Origin of the sequence: Synechococcus sp. OH30 (assembly GCF_047462175.1) — a bacterium.
Taxonomy (GTDB): Bacteria; Cyanobacteriota; Cyanobacteriia; order Thermostichales; family Thermostichaceae; genus Thermostichus.
Genome location: NZ_JANSIP010000004.1, coordinates 76,532 through 93,095 on the forward strand (window position 1 = coordinate 76,532; position 16,564 = coordinate 93,095).

Sequence of the window (16,564 nt, forward strand, 5' to 3'; positions counted from 1 at the left end):
ATCAATTACAGAACTTATTGAGGGGCACGGCAACGTTGCCTAAAGTGGAGGGGCAGGATTATGGTCTATACGGAGGAAGCTTTCAAGGCAGAGCTGAACGCTAGGGGTTGGCGAGCCACTCGGCAACGGGAGATCATTCTACAAACCTTTCAAAGCCTCCCGGAGGGAACTCACCTAAGTGCTGAGGAGCTGCACAAGAAGTTGCAGGAAGAAGGCCATAAAATTAGCCTTTCCACTATCTACCGCACCGTCAAGCTAATGACGCGCATGGGCATTTTGCGGGAGCTGGAGCTGACGGAAGGCCACAAACATTACGAGATCAACCAGCCGGCCCCCCACCACCATCACCATTTGGTTTGCATTAAAACCAACAAAGTCATCGAGTTTAAAAACAATGCTATCCTCAACATTAGCCAGAAGGTGGCGGAAAAATACGGCTTTAAGCTGCTCGATTGTCAGCTCACCATCATCGGCATTAGCCCCGAGGGGCAGCGCTCGATTGTGTAGCCCAGCTCCCCTTTGCCTGGGCTGCCCTCCCCCCCAGAGGAGCAGCAAGAGATCTTTGAGAACAGCTGCTGTCAAGTTGCCAAGCCACTGGAGGGAACTCACCTAAGGAATAGCTATGAACGAGCAGGAAGTGGCACAGTGGCTGGAGGGGGCTCTAGCTGATTTGTGCCTGCGAGTCCAAGTCAAGGCCCAGCCCCTCCAAGACAGCCCTGGGGACTACGCCTTGGCATCCTGCTCAATCGCCCTGCCGATTCCACTCCCAACTATGAGCAGCTGAGCGCTTGGTTCCAGAAGGCCATAGCTAGCCGCTACCCCCAAGTCAAGCGCTTGGCCCTTTACAGCCGCCCGATTGGCCAGCGACAGGCGGACTGGCAGACGCAGGTAAGCCTGGTGCCGGAGCTCAAAAGCGCTTGGGAGCTGGATCTGTCCAAGACCGCCAGTTGCTCACCGCCGACCTGCCTCAACCTTCGAGCGTGGTGCGCCAGGCGGTCTTGGGTTTTCATAGCCTCACGGCTGGGCAAAAAGAGGAAGTTCTGCCCTTGCTGCCCACCTTGTTCCGCAACCCCAGCGCCGTCTCCACGGTAACGTTGTCGGTGGAAGCGGCCCTGTGGCTGGAACCTCTGAAAAGTCTCAACCCCTATGAGCTGCGGCTCCTGAGCATTTGGCTAAGCCGCTATTGCTTCGATCCCAGCCGCACCTTAGCAGAGTTGGATCCCGCCACCTCGGGTCTCAAAACCGGTCAGACCCGACGCCGGTATCGCGCTCCTTAGACAGGAGTCTCGCTGGTTTTGGCCAGCTTTGCCGGCAACCTCACTCTGGCCGCCGGCGTGACCCTGAGCCTGTTGTTCGGCCTGGTGTTTGTGCTTCTCCTGGCCGTTTTCGGCACCCTGGAAGGGGGGTTTTCCTTCGGCTCTTTCCTTGCCGCCGTTCTACTCACCCTGACCTTCAATGCCCTGATTTTCTTTTTGTCCCCCTGGTTGATGGACTGGATCCAGCACAGCCTCTACGGCACCCAGTGGGTGAGCCTGGCGGAAATCGGGCGTCGCAGCCCCGAAAGCGCGGAGGTGATCGAACGGGTCTGCCGCCAGTACAAGCTGAAGCAGCCGAAGCTGGGTCTAATCCGCGATCAAAACCCCACTGCCTTCAGCTATGGCAGCCTGCCCAATAACGCCCGCATTGTTGTCAGCGAGGGCTTGTTCACCTACTTGGAAGATGAAGAGGTGGCTACCGTTTACGCCCACGAGCTGGGGCATATCATCCACTGGGATTTCGCGGTCATGACCCTGGCTGCCACGCTGGTGCAGCTCCTCTACCTCCTCTACGTCTATGTGCGCGACACACGCCGGGATCGCAGAGGCGGCAAAAACATAGGTTTCTTGGCTCTGGTCGCCTACTTTTTCTACGTGGCCGGCTCCTACTTGGTGCTGTATCTGTCGCGGGTGCGGGAGTACTTTGCCGACCACTTTGCCGCCGCAACCACCGGCAACCCCAATGCCCTGGCGCGGGCGCTGGTGAAAATTGCCTTCGGCATCGTGCAAGAAGGGGAACGGGAACAGGATGAGGAAGCCCGACAGCGCAGTGCTCGCCTGCTGGAAGGGACGCGGGCCTTAGGGATCTACGATGCCAAGGCGGCGGTGATAGCCGGGACAGCCTACCGGCTTGCTTCGGATCCCAGCCAAGTGGGCAGGGTGTTTCTGTGGGATCTGTTTAACCCTTGGGCCTGCTGGATGGAGCTGAACTCCACCCATCCCCTTACCGGCAAGCGGGTGCGGGCGCTGGCTACCTATGCCGAACAACTGGATCTGCCGGTGGAGTTCGACATGGCCAGCGTGGTGGCCCAGGGCAAGCAGCTCAACCGCCAGCAGCTCTACGGCAGTTTTCTCAGGGATCTGCTGCTGTTGAATGCCGAGTGGCTGGGGGCAGTCTTGGGGATGGTGCTCGGGATCCCAGCTCTGCAGGCAGGGTCTTACGGCATGCTTGCCGGCCTGGCACTGGCGGGAGCCAGCCTGGGCCTGCTGCTGAAGATGACGGTGATGTACCCCAGCTTGGAAAACCCGCCGGCGTTGACGGTGCTGAAGGCGATGAGCAACCCCTACGCCAGCCCCTTGCGCGGCTTGCCGATGCAGTTGCAGGGGCGGGTGATTGGGCGAGGGGATCCGGGCTACCGCTTTGGCGCCGATCTCAAGCTCCAGGATGAGACGGGGATGATTTTCCTGCGCTATGTTTCTCGGCTGGGGCCGCTGGGCAATTTCCTATTTGGAGCCAAGCAGGCCGCAGGCCTAATTGGCAAGGAGGGAACGGTTGTCGGATGGTTCCGGCGGGGGGCAGTTCCCTACCTAGATCTGGCCCGCTTCCAGAGCCGCTCTGGGAAGGTAGTGACCAGCCATCCAGCCTTTGGACAGGCACTGCAGGTGGCGCTGGGCTTGATGGCTGCCCTGCTGGTGATCACCCTTTCCCCTTTCTAGGGAGCTTGGCCGGCACAGGAGGGGGTCGGTGGCTCCCCAGTAGCACGGGCGTAGTCGTCGCTAAAGCGGACGATGTCGTCTTCGCCCAGGTACTGGCCGTTTTGCACCTCGATGATCACCAGGGGGATGACGCCGGGATTTTCCAGGCGGTGCTTGGTGCAGGGGGGCACGTAGGTGGACTGGTTGGTGGTGATCAGCCGCTCTTCATCGCCGCAGGTAACCTTGGCAGTGCCGGCAACCACAATCCAGTGTTCGCTGCGGTGGTAGTGCATCTGCAGGCTAAGGCGACGCTTAGGCAGCACCACAATCCGCTTGATCTTGTAGCCGGGGCCCTCCTCCAGGACGGTAAAGCTACCCCAGGGGCGGGTTTCGGTATTGCTCTCCATGAGCTTGTTGAAAACTTCGGCCGAGAAGGTGGCCGGCAGTTTTTCCACTGAGGGCAGGGGAGAATTGTGGGCTTCTAGCATAGGCTGCTCTCCTTGGGGCCCTGCCTTCAGCTTATCCTACGGAGCAAGGAAGTAGCCTAACCCCGTTGAAATCCTATGGGATCATGGAGAAGTGATCTTGGAAAAGGCCCTTCTCCTCCATGCATTCCTACCCAGTTCACATCCACGACCGCCAGAAAGACGCTCACTATCTCATCCAGGTACCGGCTGACCAATACATCCTAGAGGCTGCCGAAGCCCAAGGGATCCAACTGCCCTTTGCCTGTCGCAACGGCGCCTGCACCACCTGTGCGGTGCGGATCCGGCAGGGATCCCTCTACCAGCCGGAGGCGATGGGGATCTCGCGGGAGCTGAAGGAGCAGGGCTACGGGCTGCTGTGCGTGGGCTATGCCCGCTCGGAGCTGTGGGTGGAAACCCAGGATGAAGATGAGGTGTACGAGCTGCAGTTTGGCCGCTACTTTGGTCAGGGGCGGGTACGACCAGGGATCCCCCTTGACGACAAGGAATGATGGCTAGGCCAATCTTGTCTTGCTGCCCCTGGCAGGGGGAGGCCTCAAAAGGGTTGCCGCCTTCCTGGCCACCTCAGCCGCAAAGCTGGCTGTTGGGAGCAGCAGCCCTGATCCCAGTCAACCTGGCTCCCAGTCTCTTGCTGGCGGTGGTGGGGACGGTGCAGAGCTATGGCCGCTCCTGGCAGCAGATCCGGCGGGATCCCCTGCTGCCCTTGGCCGGCCTGCTGAGCCTGGCGGCGGTGGCAACGGCGCTGCTGGCAGAAGACTGGCGGCTGAGCTTGCTGGGGATGTTTAACTACTGGCCTTTTCTGCTGATGCTGCCAGCCTTAGCTGGGGCACTGAGGGATCCCCTCAACCGCCAGCGCCTGGCACAGGTGTTGGTGCTAGGCAGTGGGCTGATGCTGCTGTTGGGCTGGGGAGAGGTCCTGTGGGGGTGGCGGGGGCATCTCTTCTTGGGGCCGCTCTGGATTACGGGAGTGGCTGGCGGGGAGCGACCGGCGGCGGCCTTCACCTCCCCCAATATTCTGGCCATTTACCTGGTGATCCACCTGTGCTTGGCGGCGGGGCTGTGGGGGGTAGCCTCATCCCCCCTTACCAGAGCAGCGCTGGCGGCAATGCTGGGGCTAGGATTCCTGCTGTTACTGCTGACAGCCTCCCGCAACGGCTGGGGGGCAGGGGGGCTGGCACTGCTGGTGGGATTGGCGCTGCGGCGCTGCTGGGGGAGGATGGCTCTCCTGGCCGGCCTGGGGCTAGCCAGCTTGGCGGCGGCTTTGGATTGGCCCGGCTGGCGGGCGGTTGTCCCTTCCCTAATCTGGAGCCGGCTGGCAGACACCTTCGACCCCCAGGCCCCCCATTTCAGCTCTACGACCAACCGCCTGGATGCCTGGCGCTTTGCCCTGCAGATGGTGCGGGAGCGTCCCCTAACGGGCTGGGGCTGGCAGAGCTTCCCTGCCCTCTACAACGCCCAGGATCCGCCGGAGCTGCTGGGCCACTGCCACAATTTGTACTTGCACCTAGCTGCAGAAGGCGGGATCCCTCTGCTAGTGGGCTATTTGGCCCTGTGGGGCTGGATCTGGGTGCGGGGCTGGCAAGCCTGGCGCTGCTCCCAGGACGGGGTTCTCTTGGGAGTTTTGCTGGCCTTGACGGCATTTTTTGCTTCGGGGCTTTTGGACGTGGTGATCCTGGATGGCCGCATTCACCTGTTGATAACCTTGCTCTTGGGCGCAGCTTGGGGAGCCAGCCTCGAGCCCCTCTGCAGCGAGGCAAATAGGGTTCCGGCGGCTCCCTCCCCAGGCGAGGCCTCCTAGCCAATGCCACAATAGAGTTTTCGGTTGCCGGATTTTCTTGCGTATCGAGTTTAGCCTTGGATTCGTTGGATTGACTCCAGTCCCCGCTCATTGGTATTTGGAGTGCCCCACCTTCTTCCATGGAGCAGCCAATCCCTTCCCTGGCACCTGATCCCATCAAGCCAGGGGATCTCCTATCCCTAGAGATCACCGACCTAACCCCCGAGGGCGATGGCATTGCCCATACGTTTGGCCACGGGCGGGGTCGGGTAGTGTTTGTAGCCGAAGGTGTGCCGGGGGATCGGGTGGTGGCCCAGGTCATTGAGATTAAGCGCAACTACCTGGTCGGGCGAATTCGTTCCCTCCTTGCTCCCTCGCCGCAGCGGGTGCGACCCGCTTGCATTGTGGCCGACAAGTGTGGTGGCTGTCAGTGGCAGCACGTCAGCTACGAGCAGCAGCTAGCCACCAAGCAGCAAATTCTCCGGGATGCCCTGGAGCGCATTGGCGGCCTTTCCCTGCCCGAGCCCGTCCCGATTTTGGGATCCCCGCAGCCGCTGCGCTACCGCAACAAGGTCACCTACCCCATCGCCAAAGCAGAGGGCCAGCCGTTGCGCATGGGCTACTACCGACCGGGCAGCCACCGCCTGGTGAACCTCAACCAATGCCCTGTGCAGGACGAGCGGCTGGATGTGTTCCTAAGGGAAATAAAGCAGGATCTGCAGGAAACTGGCTGGAGCGTGTATGACGAAAGCCGCCACCAGGGCCACCTGCGCCATCTGGGCTTGCGCATTGGCCGCCGCACCCGTGAGGTGCTCCTCACCTTGGTCAGTTGCAGCCGCGACCTGCCCCATCTGGAAAGGTGGGCCCAGCGCTGGATGCAGCGCTACCCTGACCTGGTGGGGGTCTGTCTTAACCTCAACCCGGCCCGCACCAACGTCATCTTTGGCCCGCAAACGGAGGTCATTGCCGGGCGGGGATCCCTGCGGGAAGAATTGGCCGGTCTTTCCTTTTGGATTGACAGCACCTCCTTCTTTCAAGTCAACACGGAGCAGGCGGAGGCCTTTTTTACCTGGATAGTGGATCAGCTCCAGCTGCGTGGCGAGGAGATCGTCCTAGACGCCTACTGCGGCATCGGCACCCTAACCCTGCTCTTGGCCCGGCGGGCCAAACGGGCGATAGGGGTGGAAGTCCTGCCGGCGGCGGTGGCCCAGGCCCGCTACAATGCCCAGTTCAACGGCATCGCCTCGGCCCAATTTTTCCAGGGCACAGTAGAAGCGGTTTTGCCGACTCTGCCTCCTGCCGATATCGTGGTGTTGGACCCGCCGCGGCGCGGCTGTGACCGGCAAGTGCTTGAGATCCTGAAGCAGCGACAACCCCAGCGCATCGTCTACATTAGCTGTCACCCTGCCACCTTGGCGCGCGACCTGCAAATCCTGATGGCCGAGGGATCCTACCGCCTAACCCAATGGCGAGCCGCTGACTTCTTTCCCCAGACGGGCCATGTTGAGGGAGTGGTCTTTTTGGAGCGGGTCTGAGGGCAACTCCAGGGGAGGGGGGTGAGGGAGCAGCAGCCACCGGCAACCAATGCTAACGTCAGAATAGTTAAAGTTTCGCAACGGATCCCCTTGCCGTTACCCTAGCCTCTCATGCTCAGAGCTGGCATTGTTGGCCTGCCCAATGTGGGCAAATCGACTCTCTTTAACGCCCTCTGCGAAAATGCCAAGGCCGAGGCGGCCAACTTTCCTTTTTGCACCATCGAGCCCAACATAGGGCGGGTGGCGGTGCCGGATGAGCGCCTAGAGGTGCTGGCCAAGATCAGCGGCTCGGCGGCAATCGTCCCCGCCCAGATTGAGTTTGTTGACATTGCTGGGCTCGTAGCTGGCGCCAGCAAAGGCGAGGGGCTGGGCAACCAATTTCTCTCCCACATCCGCCAGGTGGACGCCATCGTGCATGTGGTGCGCTGCTTTCAGGACGAGAACATTGTCCACGTGGCCGGCTCCGTGGATCCCCTGCGAGATATAGGCGTGATTAACCTGGAGCTGGCCCTGGCGGATCTGGCGCAGATCGAGCGGCGTTTGGAGCGGGTGCGCAAGCAGGCCAAGTCCGACAAAACGGCTCAAGTGGAGCTGCAGGCCCTGGAAAAGCTACAGGCTGCTCTGGACGAGGGCAAGCCAGCTCGCCTGGTGCCCCTTAGTCCAGAGGAGGAGGCCGCCATCAAGGGGCTGGGGCTACTCACGCGCAAGAAGGTAATCTACGCCGCCAACGTAGCGGAAACGGAGCTGGCCACTGGCAACGCGTGGGTAGAGCAGGTGCGGCAAGTGGCCCAGGCGGAAGGGGCGCGTGTGGTGGTGGTCTCAGCCCAGGTGGAGGCGGAATTGGTGGAGCTGACGCCCGCAGAGCGACAGGCTTATCTAGACTCGCTGGGAGTGAAAGAAGGGGGGCTGAAATCCTTGATCCGCGCCACCTACGAGCTGCTGGGTCTGCGCACCTACTTTACTTCCGGCCCCAAAGAAACTCGCGCCTGGACGATCCCTGCCGGTGCCACTGCTCCCCAGGCAGCGGGGGTGATCCACTCGGATTTTGAGCGGGGTTTTATCCGGGCAGAAACGATAGCGTATGAGGATCTAGTGGCAGCAGGATCCCTAAGTGCTGCCCGAGAGAAGGGGCTGGTGCGCAGCGAGGGCAAGGACTACGTGGTTCAGGAAGGGGATGTGATGCACTTTCGCTTCCATGTCTAGGGTTCCCTGGCCTATTCCGCCAAGCCGCGTGCCCCCTGCCTCTAGGCAAAAAGACCTAGTTCTTTCTGGGAAGGGATCCCCGCCGCAGAGGGGCCTGCTTTGAGTAAGAGTTTTCCTGAGAAAACCGTTGACGCTGTAACGAAACATCACAATAATTGGACTAGGTAAACAAGTTCTTTAAGGGACATATTGATGGATCTACTGCAATACGGGCCGATGGCCTGGGTTTACCTAGCAATTTTTGCTTCTATCATCTGGTGCCTCTGGGGTCGTTCGGAAGACGACATCATGTTTTAGCTGGAGCAAGAGGGGTTCCTCTGCAGGCCTAAACTCCTCCCTGACTTGGGCGAGCAGGGGATCCCTCTTGGATATAGCTTTTTGCAAAGTAGGATTCAGATAGGCTTGCCCTAGCCCCAGAAGGAAGAGCAAAGCCATCGAGAGCGGAGAGATCCCTCTCGGCTGCTTTGACAGCAGATCTGTTTGCAGTAGTTATGGGCTTTACCAGCTTGATCTCCCGCCGTCCCCTGCCTGGGGCCGAACAAACACCGGAGGGGTACCGCCTTTCCTGGCGGGGAGTGGCGGTGATGGGGGTACTCAATGTAACCCCCGACAGCTTCAGCGACGGTGGCCAGTGGGGATCCGTAGAGGCGGCCGTGCAGGCAGCCAAGGCCATGGCAGCAGCAGGGGCTTTGATTGTAGATATTGGCGGCGAGTCTACCCGGCCGGGGGCGGATCCAGTGCCAGTGGAGGTGGAGTGTGACCGAGTTTTGCCCGTGATTCGGGCTCTAGAGGGATCCGGCATTCTCATCAGCGTCGATACGCGCCGAACGGAGGTGGCTGCTGCTGCCCTGGCAGCGGGGGCACACATCATCAACGATGTAACCGGGCTGCGGGATCCGCAGATGATGCAGCTGTGTGCCGAGGCAGGGGTGCCGGCAATCATCATGCACATGCGGGGAGAGCCGCGCACCATGCAGCAGCTTACCCACTACGAGGACCTCGAGGGGGAAGTTTTTGGCTTTCTCAAGAACCAAGCGGAACAGGCCCTAGCAGCCGGTGTTCCCAGTGTGATTTTGGATCCCGGCCTGGGTTTTGCCAAAACCGCCGAGCAGAACATTGCCCTCCTCAAAGCGCTGCCACGGCTGGTGGCCTATGGCTACCCCGTCTTGGTAGGAGCCTCGCGCAAAAGTTTTGTTGGCCAGCTTGCCGGGATTGCCGTGCCCAGGGAGCGGGATAGTGCCAGCGTAGCCGTGCACCTCTTTGCCGCCAGCCGGGGCGCTACCCTGGTGCGGGTGCACAACGTCCCGGCCCATGTCTCGGCTCTGGCGGCTTGGGCAGGTCTCCACGATGAACCCCACTAGGCTGGTGCGGCGGGGTCTTAGCTTCCATGCCCACCACGGCTATCGTCCTGAGGAGGCTGTGTTGGGAGGGCGCTTTGTGCAGCTTGGTTGGGTTCCCCAGGGGGATGACCTGGCCCCCACGGTGGACTACGCCCAGGTGTACGAGGCGGTGCGGGAAGAGGTAACCCAGCAACGCTACCGGCTGATCGAGACGTTGGCAGAGCGGATTGCTGAGCGGCTGTGGCAGAACTACCCCCCGTTGGAAGCCCTAACGGTGCGGGTGCACAAGCCGCAAGCTCCCCTGCCGGGCCTGTTCGACGATGTCTACGTGGAGATCGTCCGCCGTCGCCCTACTCTTCCATGAAGCCTGACCTGGCCTACATTGCTTTGGGCAGCAACCTGGGGGATCCGCTGCAGCAGTTGCGCACGGCTGTAGAGAAGTTGCCGCGGCTGGGTCAAGTGGTGGCCCGCTCCAGCCTCTACCGCAGCCCTGCCCAAGGGGGGCCGCCGGGGCAGCCGGATTACCTCAACGCCGTGGTGGCGCTGGATCCCTTTCCCCCTTACCAATCGCCCCCAGAGTTGCTGAGGGCGCTGCTGGCCATCGAGCAGGAGGCGGGGCGGGTGCGGCGCAGCCGCTGGGAGGCCAGAACGCTGGATCTGGATCTGCTGGCCATGGGCAACCGGATCCTGAAGAGCCCAGAGCTAACCCTGCCCCACCCTCGCATGATGGAGCGCCCTTTTGTCCTAGCCCCGCTGTGCGAGATCGCTCCCCATTGGCGCCACCCTGAAACCGGCGTAGCTGCAGCTGAGGCGCTGGCTGCTTTAGATAGCTCCTGGCTGGAGCGCACCGACTTAGGCTGGGATTGAGCTCTACAGCGCAGCCGCCATTTTCACCGCCAGATCCACCAGCCGCGAGGCGTAGCCGTACTCGTTGTCGTACCAGGAGAGCACCTTCACGGTGCGATCCCCCAGCGTCATTGTCGACTCTAGATCCACAATCGAAGAGTGGGGATCGCCGATGATATCGGCCGAAACAATGTGCGGCGGGGCAATGGCGAGGATGCCGCGCAGCGGCCCTTCAGCAGCTTCAACAAAGGCTTGGTTAACTGCCTCTTTGGTAATGGGCCGCTCAGTGCGCACGACAAAGTCCACAATTGAGCCGGTTAGCACAGGCACTCGCAGCGCCAGACCATCCATTTTCCCCCTTAGGGCAGGCAAAACCTCAGCAACTGCCGTGGCTGCTCCGGTTGTGGAAGGCACAATCGACACCGCTGCCGAGCGGCCCCGCCGATAGTCCTTCGGATCTGGGCGATCCACAATGGCCTGGGTGGCGGTGTAGGCGTGGCAGGTGGTGAGGAAGCCCGTCTCGATGCCGAAGCGGTCCAACAAGACCTTGGCCAGCGGTGCCAGACAGTTGGTGGTACAGGAGGCGTTGGAGACAATGTGGTGCCGCGCGGGGTCGTACTGGTCGTCGTTGACCCCTATCACTACTGTCAGGTCGGCACCTTTGGCAGGGGCGGAGATAATCACCTTCTTGGCGCCGGCTTCTAGGTGTTTGACTGCCCCTTCCCGCTTGGTAAACAGGCCAGTGGATTCTATCACCAGTTCGACGCCCAGATCTTTCCAGGGCAGCTGGGCCGGATCCCGTTCTGCCAGAACCCGAATCTTGTGGCTGCCAACTTGCAGGTGGCCATCCACAACGCTTACCGTCTGGGGCAGGCGACCGTAGGCAGAATCAAATTGCAGCAGGTAGGCCAAGTTTTCCGGCTCAGTTAAATCGTTAACCGCCACCACCTCCAGCCCCCGCTCGGGTTGGGAAAGCAGCGCCCGCAAAAACGACCGGCCAATGCGGCCAAATCCGTTGATGGCTACCCGTGTGGTCATCGCAATCCTCCGGTATCAGTTCACAAGCATAGGTCTCACAAGCATAGGTCGAGGGCCGCGGCGCAGGAGACGCCAACCCCCTAGGGATAGGTTAGAAGAAGAACGGGATCCGCCTTGCCTTTGCATTTGGATCCCATCTGCAACGGAGATTTGCGATTCAGGCTAACCCAGGAAGTTGCCGGTAGAGGAATTCAGATGAAGGTATTGCTGACCAACGATGATGGCATCGAGGCAGCAGGGCTGGCCCATCTCAAGCTGGCCCTCAGGGATCTGGTTGCCGAGGAACACTGCTGGATTGTGGCTCCCCACCAGCCAATTTCTGGCTGCAGCCACCAGGTAACGACGGGGCGGCCCTTTCGTGCCTGGGCCCGCGGCGAGCGCACCTTTGCTGTCGAGGGATCCCCTGCCGACTGCGTGCGGGTGGCCCTGTTTAAGCTCGCCCCTTCCGTGGATTGGGTGCTTTCTGGCATCAATGAGGGAGGGAATCTGGGATCGGATGTGTACTTGTCCGGCACGGTGGCGGCGGTGCGGGAAGCGGCGCTGCGTGGGATCCGGGGAATTGCCATCTCCCAGTATCGGGCGGGGAGCCAACCTATTGATTGGGAGCAGGTGCAGCGGTGGACGCGGGAGATCCTCGCAGAGCTAATGGAGCAACCCTTGCCGAGGGGCGCCTTTTGGAACGTGAACTTGCCCCACCTGCCGCCGGGATCCCCTTTGCCAGAGCGGGTCTATTGCCCTCTCTGCACACAGCCGCTGCCGCTCGACTACAGCGTAGAGGCAGAAGGGGAGGGGGCAGAGGTGCTGTGGTTCCGCTACCAGGGCCGCTATGGCGAGCGAGCCCGCGATCCCCAGACGGACACCGACATCTGCTTTTCCGGTCGGGTTGCTATCACGCAGGTGCACTTGACCTCAGGAGCTCCCTGATGAAAGGTTACGGGCAATGGTTCTGAGGCGTTGCAGCCGCAGTGCTGTCAGGATGTCGGTGGGATCCAGCTTCAGGGTCTGTTCCAGAGCATCTGCCAAGTGGCGGGCTGCCTCCTGACGACTATAGCCGCGGAACTGGGCGCGGCGCAGGGCAAATTCATCGGCCTCGAAGGGGGCGCTTTCCCGATTGAGGTTTTGCCAGATTTGCCGAACGGAGAGGGCGGTAATGCCGCCAGCCAGAAGGGCAGAAAAGGGGTGCTGCAGAGAGATCTCCACCACTGTGGTAATGCCCCCAATCAGGGCCAGCGATTGGTAAAACCCTGGCTGCAGCCAGTTGCGATGGCTAAGCCAGCCCACCTCCCGCAAAAACAAGAGATCTCGGTGGGGCTGCGGGATCCCTTGCCAGCGGCGAAAGTCGATGGCGATGATGCCCTGGGGCTGCCAAGGAGCCTTGCGGCGAGAAACCAGCAGCCCCTCGCCGCCCGAGTGAGGAACAACTTTAATCAAAGCCCGGAAGGAAGCGGGGAGCAGATCCCGCAGCCGTTCAATTTCTTCCTTCTGAAAGGTTTCCAAAGAGTGGAAGTCTAGGCGACCCGTCATACTTCACCCACCTACTTGTGCCGGTTTTTGCCCATGGCTAGCAAGCTGTTTTTAGACCCCTCTCTAGCCTAGCGGCAGGAGGGGCGGGGGAAGAGTTGCATAGACTGAAGAAAAGCCCAGCCGGGATGGAACTATGCCGTGGTCAGCTCAGCCGGAGGGGATCCCTAGCAGCCCTCTTTACACCTATGCTTTCTTGCCAAGGCCGGGGGCCTCCCTTTGCCAATTCATCCAGCAAATCCCCGGGCTTCAGCAGCCCCTGCAGGTGTTTTCCCCGCCGGGGGTCCGCATCGCCGCCGCTGTTGAGCCGCTACCCGACCCGGCGGCCCTCCAGGCCTCAGAGGAGGTGCTGCTGCGTTCGGCCCTGCGGCATGACCAGGTACTCTGCTGGCTATTTACCCAGACGCCTCTTTTGCCTCTCCGCTTTGGCACATGTTTTCTCTCGGCGGAAAAGCTAGAGGCCCACCTGCTGACCCAGCAGGCGGAGTACGAACAGGCGCTGGCTGTTCTCGGGGGAAGAGCCGAGTATTGTCTCAAAGGCAGGGTTCAAACCCAGCTTCCTCGGGATCCCCAGCCCGCCCCCAGTGGAACAGCCTATCTGCTGGCCCGCAGGCAGGCCTACCTGCACCAGCGCCAGGCCCAGGAGCAACGGCAGCAGGAGCTAGCCCTGCTGCAGCAGCTCTGGCCCCCTAACTGGCCTGTGCAGAAGGGGGATCTCCAGCCAGGGGAAAGGCTGCGGCTATACTTTTTGCTCACCCCTGCCGAACGGGAAGTTGCAGCCCAGCTTACCCAAACCTGGCTGGCGGAGCACCCCCACTGGCAATTGGACTGGAGCCCTCCCCTCCCCCCCTACCACTTTGTGGAGGCCCTGCGGGATCCTTCTGGATAGGTCTAGGTCGTAGGCATCTGACCAGCTTTCCCTCCTCTGCCACGCCACCCATGACTCTTCCCAGCGGTTCTCCTCAGAGCAAGCCCTCGTCCCCACCGCAGGCGGCCCAGCCGGATCCCGTCCTCATCCTCGGGGCCGGCCTCATGGGACGCCTGTTAGCTGCCAGCCTGCTCGACGCCGGCCATCGGGTGCACCTGGTGGAAGCGGCCCCGGCCACTACCCCCGAAAGCAGCGCCGCCCATTTTGCTGCAGCCATGCTGGCTCCGCTGGCCGAGTCGGTTGTAGCCGAAGCAAGTGTAGTGGTCCAGGGGTACTACGCCCTCTCCCGCTGGCCTGCTCTTCTGGCCAGCCTGCCGGAACCAGTTTTCTTTCAGCAGGAGGGCACTTTGATCCTCTGGCACCGCCAAGATGCCGGGGAAGCCAAGCGCTTCGCCAACTTGCTGGCCGCCGTAGGGGAACGCCTTCCCCACCTTCCCCGCCCCCAGCCGCTGGACGCCCAGGCGCTAGCTGAACTGGAGCCCTCTCTGGCTGGCCGATTTAGCCAGGGTCTCTATCTTCCCCAGGAGGGTCAGCTGGACAACCGCCAACTGCTGTTGGCTCTGCTGGCCAAACTGCGGCAGCACGGGGTGGAGGTGGAGTGGGGATCCCCCTGGACTTTGGAGCGGGCGCGAGCCTGGCAACAGCAAACCGGCGGCTGGGTTTTGGACTGCCGCGGCCTGGGGGCCCAGAAAGAATGGGGTGGCCAGCAGCTGCTACGGGGGGTGCGGGGGGAAGTGGTGCGTCTGTATGCTCCGGAAGTTTCGCTGCGGCGTCCAACGCGGCTGTTACACCCTCGCTACCCCATCTACATTGCCCCCAAGCCAGGGCATCTGTTCGTGGTGGGAGCCACCGAAATTGAATCCGAGGATCGCTCGCCTGTGAGCGTCCGCTCGGCTCTAGAGCTACTCAGCGCTGCCTACTCCGTCCACCCTGCCTTTGCCGAAGCGCGTATCCTAGAATTAGGCAGCCAATGCCGTCCCACCTTGGCGGACAATCTGCCGGCGGTGGTGGAGCCATCCCCGCGCCTATTGCAGATCAACGGTCTCTACCGCCATGGTTTTCTCATTGCTCCGGCCCTTCTCGATGCCGTTTTGGAGTACCTTCACCACGGCAGTTGTCGCCTTGCCCAGGAGTTGGGGATCCCTTTTCAGGTACAGGCTGCTCCGTTTTCCGGTAAGTCTCTGGCCCCATGCGCGTCCTAATCAACCAGAAACCCTACGATCTGCCGGAGGGCACAACTCTGGCCGAGGCCATTGCCCAGGTAGAGGTCAACGGCCCCTTCGCAGTGGCGGTTAATCTAGAATTTGTGCCGCGCGCCCGCTATGGGCAAACCCGTCTGCAAGAGGGCGACCAGGTGGAGATTGTCGTGCCAAGTGCCGGCGGCTAGTGCCCCAGTTGTCTTTCTCCCTCTCCTCCCCCAATGTCCACCCTTCTCCAGCTTTCCCCTTCCACTCAGGCCGATGGGGATCCTTTGGTGCTCTACGGACAAGCGCTGCCCAGCCGCTTGATGCTGGGGACAGCTCGCTACCCTTCACCAGCTGTTTTGGAACAGGCGGTGGCGCGGGCACAGCCCTGTCTGTTGACCGTTTCCCTGCGGCGTCAGGGAGCCCTAGGGCCGCAGGCCTCGCAGGGGTTTTGGGCCCTGCTGCAGAAGCTAGGGATCCCGCTTTTGCCCAACACTGCCGGCTGCCACAGCGTGCAGGAGGTAATTACCACAGCGGAGATGGCCCGAGAGGTGTTTGGCACCGACTGGATTAAGCTGGAGCTGATAGGGGATGACTACACCCTCCAGCCGGATCCGGTGCAACTGCCCGCTGCTGCCGCCGAGCTGGTGCGGCGGGGGTTTAAGGTTTTGCCGTATAGCACCGACGACCTGGTGCTGTGTCAGCGGCTCTTGGATGCCGGCTGTGAGGTAGTCATGCCCTGGGCGGCTCCCATCGGCACTGGCAAAGGCCCCCTCAACCCCTACAACTTGCGCCTGCTGCGGGAGCGGATCGAGGCGCCCCTAATTGTGGATGCCGGCCTAGGCCTACCCTCTCACGCTTGCCAGGTAATGGAGTGGGGCTTTGACGGGGTGCTGCTCAATACGGCAGTGGCCCTGGCTCGGGATCCGGTGGCGATGGCCGAGGCTTTTGCGGCAGCAGTGCGCGCCGGCCGCCAAGCCTACCTGGCGGGGGCAATGGCCCCCCAGGAAACACCCCAACCCAGCACCCCTGTTCTGGGCACCCCCTTCTGGCACCAGGGTTAGCTTCCCCTAGAGCAGGGGATCAAGCACCAGGCTTTTGCGCCTGGACGACCTGCAGGGCTCCTCCAGCGTGCAGGGTCTGCCGGACAGGTTGCCAGCCCTGTTGCTGCAGATACTGGGGCAGGTCCAGCTGGAGGAAGTGCCAGGCAGTCTCGGTTTCAAACAGGGCCAGAAAGAGGGCCAGGGCTGGCCAAAGGAGAGGCTGGCAGGGCGCGTGCAAATCCAGGATCAAGAGCCCTCCCCCCGGCTTGAGCACCCGCCCCACTTCCCGCAGCACCTGTTCCAGCTCGGGAAAAGGCAGCTCGTGCAGGGCCAGGCTGGTATGTACCCAGTCAAAGCTATCGGCAGGAAAAGGCAGATCCTGGGCAAAGGCTTGGACAAATTTGACGCGGGGGAGGCGTTGGCGAGCTGCCGCCAGAGCCTTGGGAGAAGCATCCAGGCCGACAACGTTTTGGCTTAGCTGGGCCAGGATTGGAGTCACCTCGGCAGGGCCACAGCAGAGATCCAGGATCCAATCCTGGGGTTGGATGGGGATCCCTTGCAGGGGCAACCGGCGCAGTCGCTCATATCCCCCCACTGCCAGGGCCGCTGCGCGGCTGATGCTGCGGTAAAGCCAAGGAAAGCGGTAGCTCCAGGTGCGCAGGAAGGTGGCCATAGGCAGGGATCCTCGTAGGAGCTTCTCCAGCCTACTTGTG

General features: G+C 61.7%; 19 protein-coding genes. 15 read left to right on the top strand and 4 right to left on the bottom strand.

Annotated features, from left to right (window positions below):
- Positions 1-60: 60 nt before the first annotated feature.
- The 3 genes from NW830_RS06045 to NW830_RS06055 all read left to right on the top strand — a co-directional run bounded on the left by NW830_RS06045 (position 61) and on the right by NW830_RS06055 (position 2,972).
- A complete protein-coding gene (locus tag NW830_RS06045) occupies positions 61-507 on the top strand; it encodes a Fur family transcriptional regulator (RefSeq protein WP_414362381.1) in 447 nt (148 codons plus the stop codon).
- Between the two features lie 410 nt (positions 508-917).
- On the top strand, positions 918-1,277 hold the full coding sequence (locus NW830_RS06050; protein ID WP_414362382.1) for a hypothetical protein: 360 nt from the start codon (positions 918-920) through the stop codon (positions 1,275-1,277).
- 18 nt (positions 1,278-1,295) lie between these two features.
- Positions 1,296-2,972: a M48 family metalloprotease gene (locus NW830_RS06055; protein ID WP_414362383.1), complete on the top strand. Its 1,677-nt coding sequence runs from the start codon at positions 1,296-1,298 to the stop codon at positions 2,970-2,972.
- Here the strand turns inward: NW830_RS06055 and NW830_RS06060 are convergent.
- Positions 2,969-3,358 (bottom strand): phosphomannose isomerase type II C-terminal cupin domain, encoded by a 390-nt coding sequence (locus NW830_RS06060; protein ID WP_414362446.1) that lies wholly within the window; start codon positions 3,356-3,358, stop codon positions 2,969-2,971. The genes NW830_RS06055 and NW830_RS06060 overlap by 4 nt on opposite strands.
- 200 nt (positions 3,359-3,558) lie before the next feature.
- Here NW830_RS06060 and NW830_RS06065 point away from each other — a divergent pair, with 200 nt between their 5' ends.
- The 7 genes from NW830_RS06065 to folK all read left to right on the top strand — a co-directional run bounded on the left by NW830_RS06065 (position 3,559) and on the right by folK (position 10,158).
- Positions 3,559-3,927, top strand: coding sequence for a 2Fe-2S iron-sulfur cluster-binding protein (locus NW830_RS06065; protein WP_414362384.1), 369 nt, complete (start codon positions 3,559-3,561; stop codon positions 3,925-3,927).
- Between the two features lie 53 nt (positions 3,928-3,980).
- Positions 3,981-5,234: an O-antigen ligase family protein gene (locus NW830_RS06070; RefSeq protein WP_414404609.1), complete on the top strand. Its 1,254-nt coding sequence runs from the start codon at positions 3,981-3,983 to the stop codon at positions 5,232-5,234.
- Positions 5,235-5,353: 119 nt separating this feature from the next.
- Entirely contained in the window at positions 5,354-6,748 is a 1,395-nt protein-coding gene (gene rlmD / locus NW830_RS06075) for a 23S rRNA (uracil(1939)-C(5))-methyltransferase RlmD (RefSeq protein ID WP_414362386.1), read from the top strand.
- A gap of 111 nt (positions 6,749-6,859) precedes the next feature.
- Positions 6,860-7,951, top strand: a complete 1,092-nt coding sequence (ychF, locus tag NW830_RS06080) for a redox-regulated ATPase YchF (protein ID WP_414404610.1) — start codon at positions 6,860-6,862, stop codon at positions 7,949-7,951.
- A 491-nt stretch (positions 7,952-8,442) separates the two neighbouring features.
- Positions 8,443-9,312 carry a dihydropteroate synthase gene (folP, locus tag NW830_RS06085; RefSeq protein WP_414362388.1) on the top strand — a complete coding sequence of 290 codons (870 nt, stop codon included), beginning with the start codon at positions 8,443-8,445 and terminating at the stop codon, positions 9,310-9,312.
- Positions 9,299-9,655 carry a dihydroneopterin aldolase gene (gene folB / locus NW830_RS06090; RefSeq protein WP_414362389.1) on the top strand — a complete coding sequence of 119 codons (357 nt, stop codon included), beginning with the start codon at positions 9,299-9,301 and terminating at the stop codon, positions 9,653-9,655. Before folP ends, folB begins: the two co-directional genes overlap by 14 nt.
- Positions 9,652-10,158 carry a 2-amino-4-hydroxy-6-hydroxymethyldihydropteridine diphosphokinase gene (gene folK, locus NW830_RS06095; protein WP_414362390.1) on the top strand — a complete coding sequence of 169 codons (507 nt, stop codon included), beginning with the start codon at positions 9,652-9,654 and terminating at the stop codon, positions 10,156-10,158. Before folB ends, folK begins: the two co-directional genes overlap by 4 nt.
- 3 nt (positions 10,159-10,161) lie before the next feature.
- On the opposite strand, the gene gap is transcribed toward folK, so the two are convergent.
- Complete coding sequence (gene gap, locus NW830_RS06100; RefSeq protein WP_414362391.1) at positions 10,162-11,175, bottom strand: type I glyceraldehyde-3-phosphate dehydrogenase; 1,014 nt, start codon at positions 11,173-11,175, stop codon at positions 10,162-10,164.
- A 195-nt stretch (positions 11,176-11,370) separates the two neighbouring features.
- On the opposite strand from gap, the gene surE reads away from it, so the two are divergent.
- Positions 11,371-12,099 (top strand): 5'/3'-nucleotidase SurE, encoded by a 729-nt coding sequence (gene surE / locus NW830_RS06105; protein ID WP_414362392.1) that lies wholly within the window; start codon positions 11,371-11,373, stop codon positions 12,097-12,099.
- Here surE and NW830_RS06110 read toward each other — a convergent pair.
- Complete coding sequence (locus tag NW830_RS06110) at positions 12,085-12,699, bottom strand: DUF3318 domain-containing protein (RefSeq protein WP_414362393.1); 615 nt, start codon at positions 12,697-12,699, stop codon at positions 12,085-12,087. The two genes, surE and NW830_RS06110, sit on opposite strands and share 15 nt — an antisense overlap.
- Positions 12,700-12,832: 133 nt before the next feature.
- Between NW830_RS06110 and NW830_RS06115 the strand changes: the two genes are divergently transcribed.
- Genes NW830_RS06115 through NW830_RS06130 form a run of 4 tightly spaced genes read left to right on the top strand, consistent with a single transcriptional unit; the run spans position 12,833 to position 15,872 of the window.
- On the top strand, positions 12,833-13,585 hold the full coding sequence (locus NW830_RS06115; protein ID WP_414362394.1) for a GvpL/GvpF family gas vesicle protein: 753 nt from the start codon (positions 12,833-12,835) through the stop codon (positions 13,583-13,585).
- A 50-nt stretch (positions 13,586-13,635) separates the two neighbouring features.
- Positions 13,636-14,826 carry an FAD-dependent oxidoreductase gene (locus NW830_RS06120; RefSeq protein ID WP_414362395.1) on the top strand — a complete coding sequence of 397 codons (1,191 nt, stop codon included), beginning with the start codon at positions 13,636-13,638 and terminating at the stop codon, positions 14,824-14,826.
- On the top strand, positions 14,814-15,011 hold the full coding sequence (gene thiS / locus NW830_RS06125) for a sulfur carrier protein ThiS (RefSeq protein WP_414362396.1): 198 nt from the start codon (positions 14,814-14,816) through the stop codon (positions 15,009-15,011). Before NW830_RS06120 ends, thiS begins: the two co-directional genes overlap by 13 nt.
- A 33-nt stretch (positions 15,012-15,044) precedes the next feature.
- Positions 15,045-15,872 (top strand): thiazole synthase, encoded by an 828-nt coding sequence (locus NW830_RS06130; RefSeq protein WP_414362397.1) that lies wholly within the window; start codon positions 15,045-15,047, stop codon positions 15,870-15,872.
- Positions 15,873-15,891: 19 nt separating this feature from the next.
- Here NW830_RS06130 and NW830_RS06135 read toward each other — a convergent pair whose 3' ends face one another.
- Positions 15,892-16,524, bottom strand: a complete 633-nt coding sequence (locus tag NW830_RS06135) for a class I SAM-dependent methyltransferase (protein WP_414362398.1) — start codon at positions 16,522-16,524, stop codon at positions 15,892-15,894.
- Between the last annotated feature and the right edge of the window lie 40 nt (positions 16,525-16,564).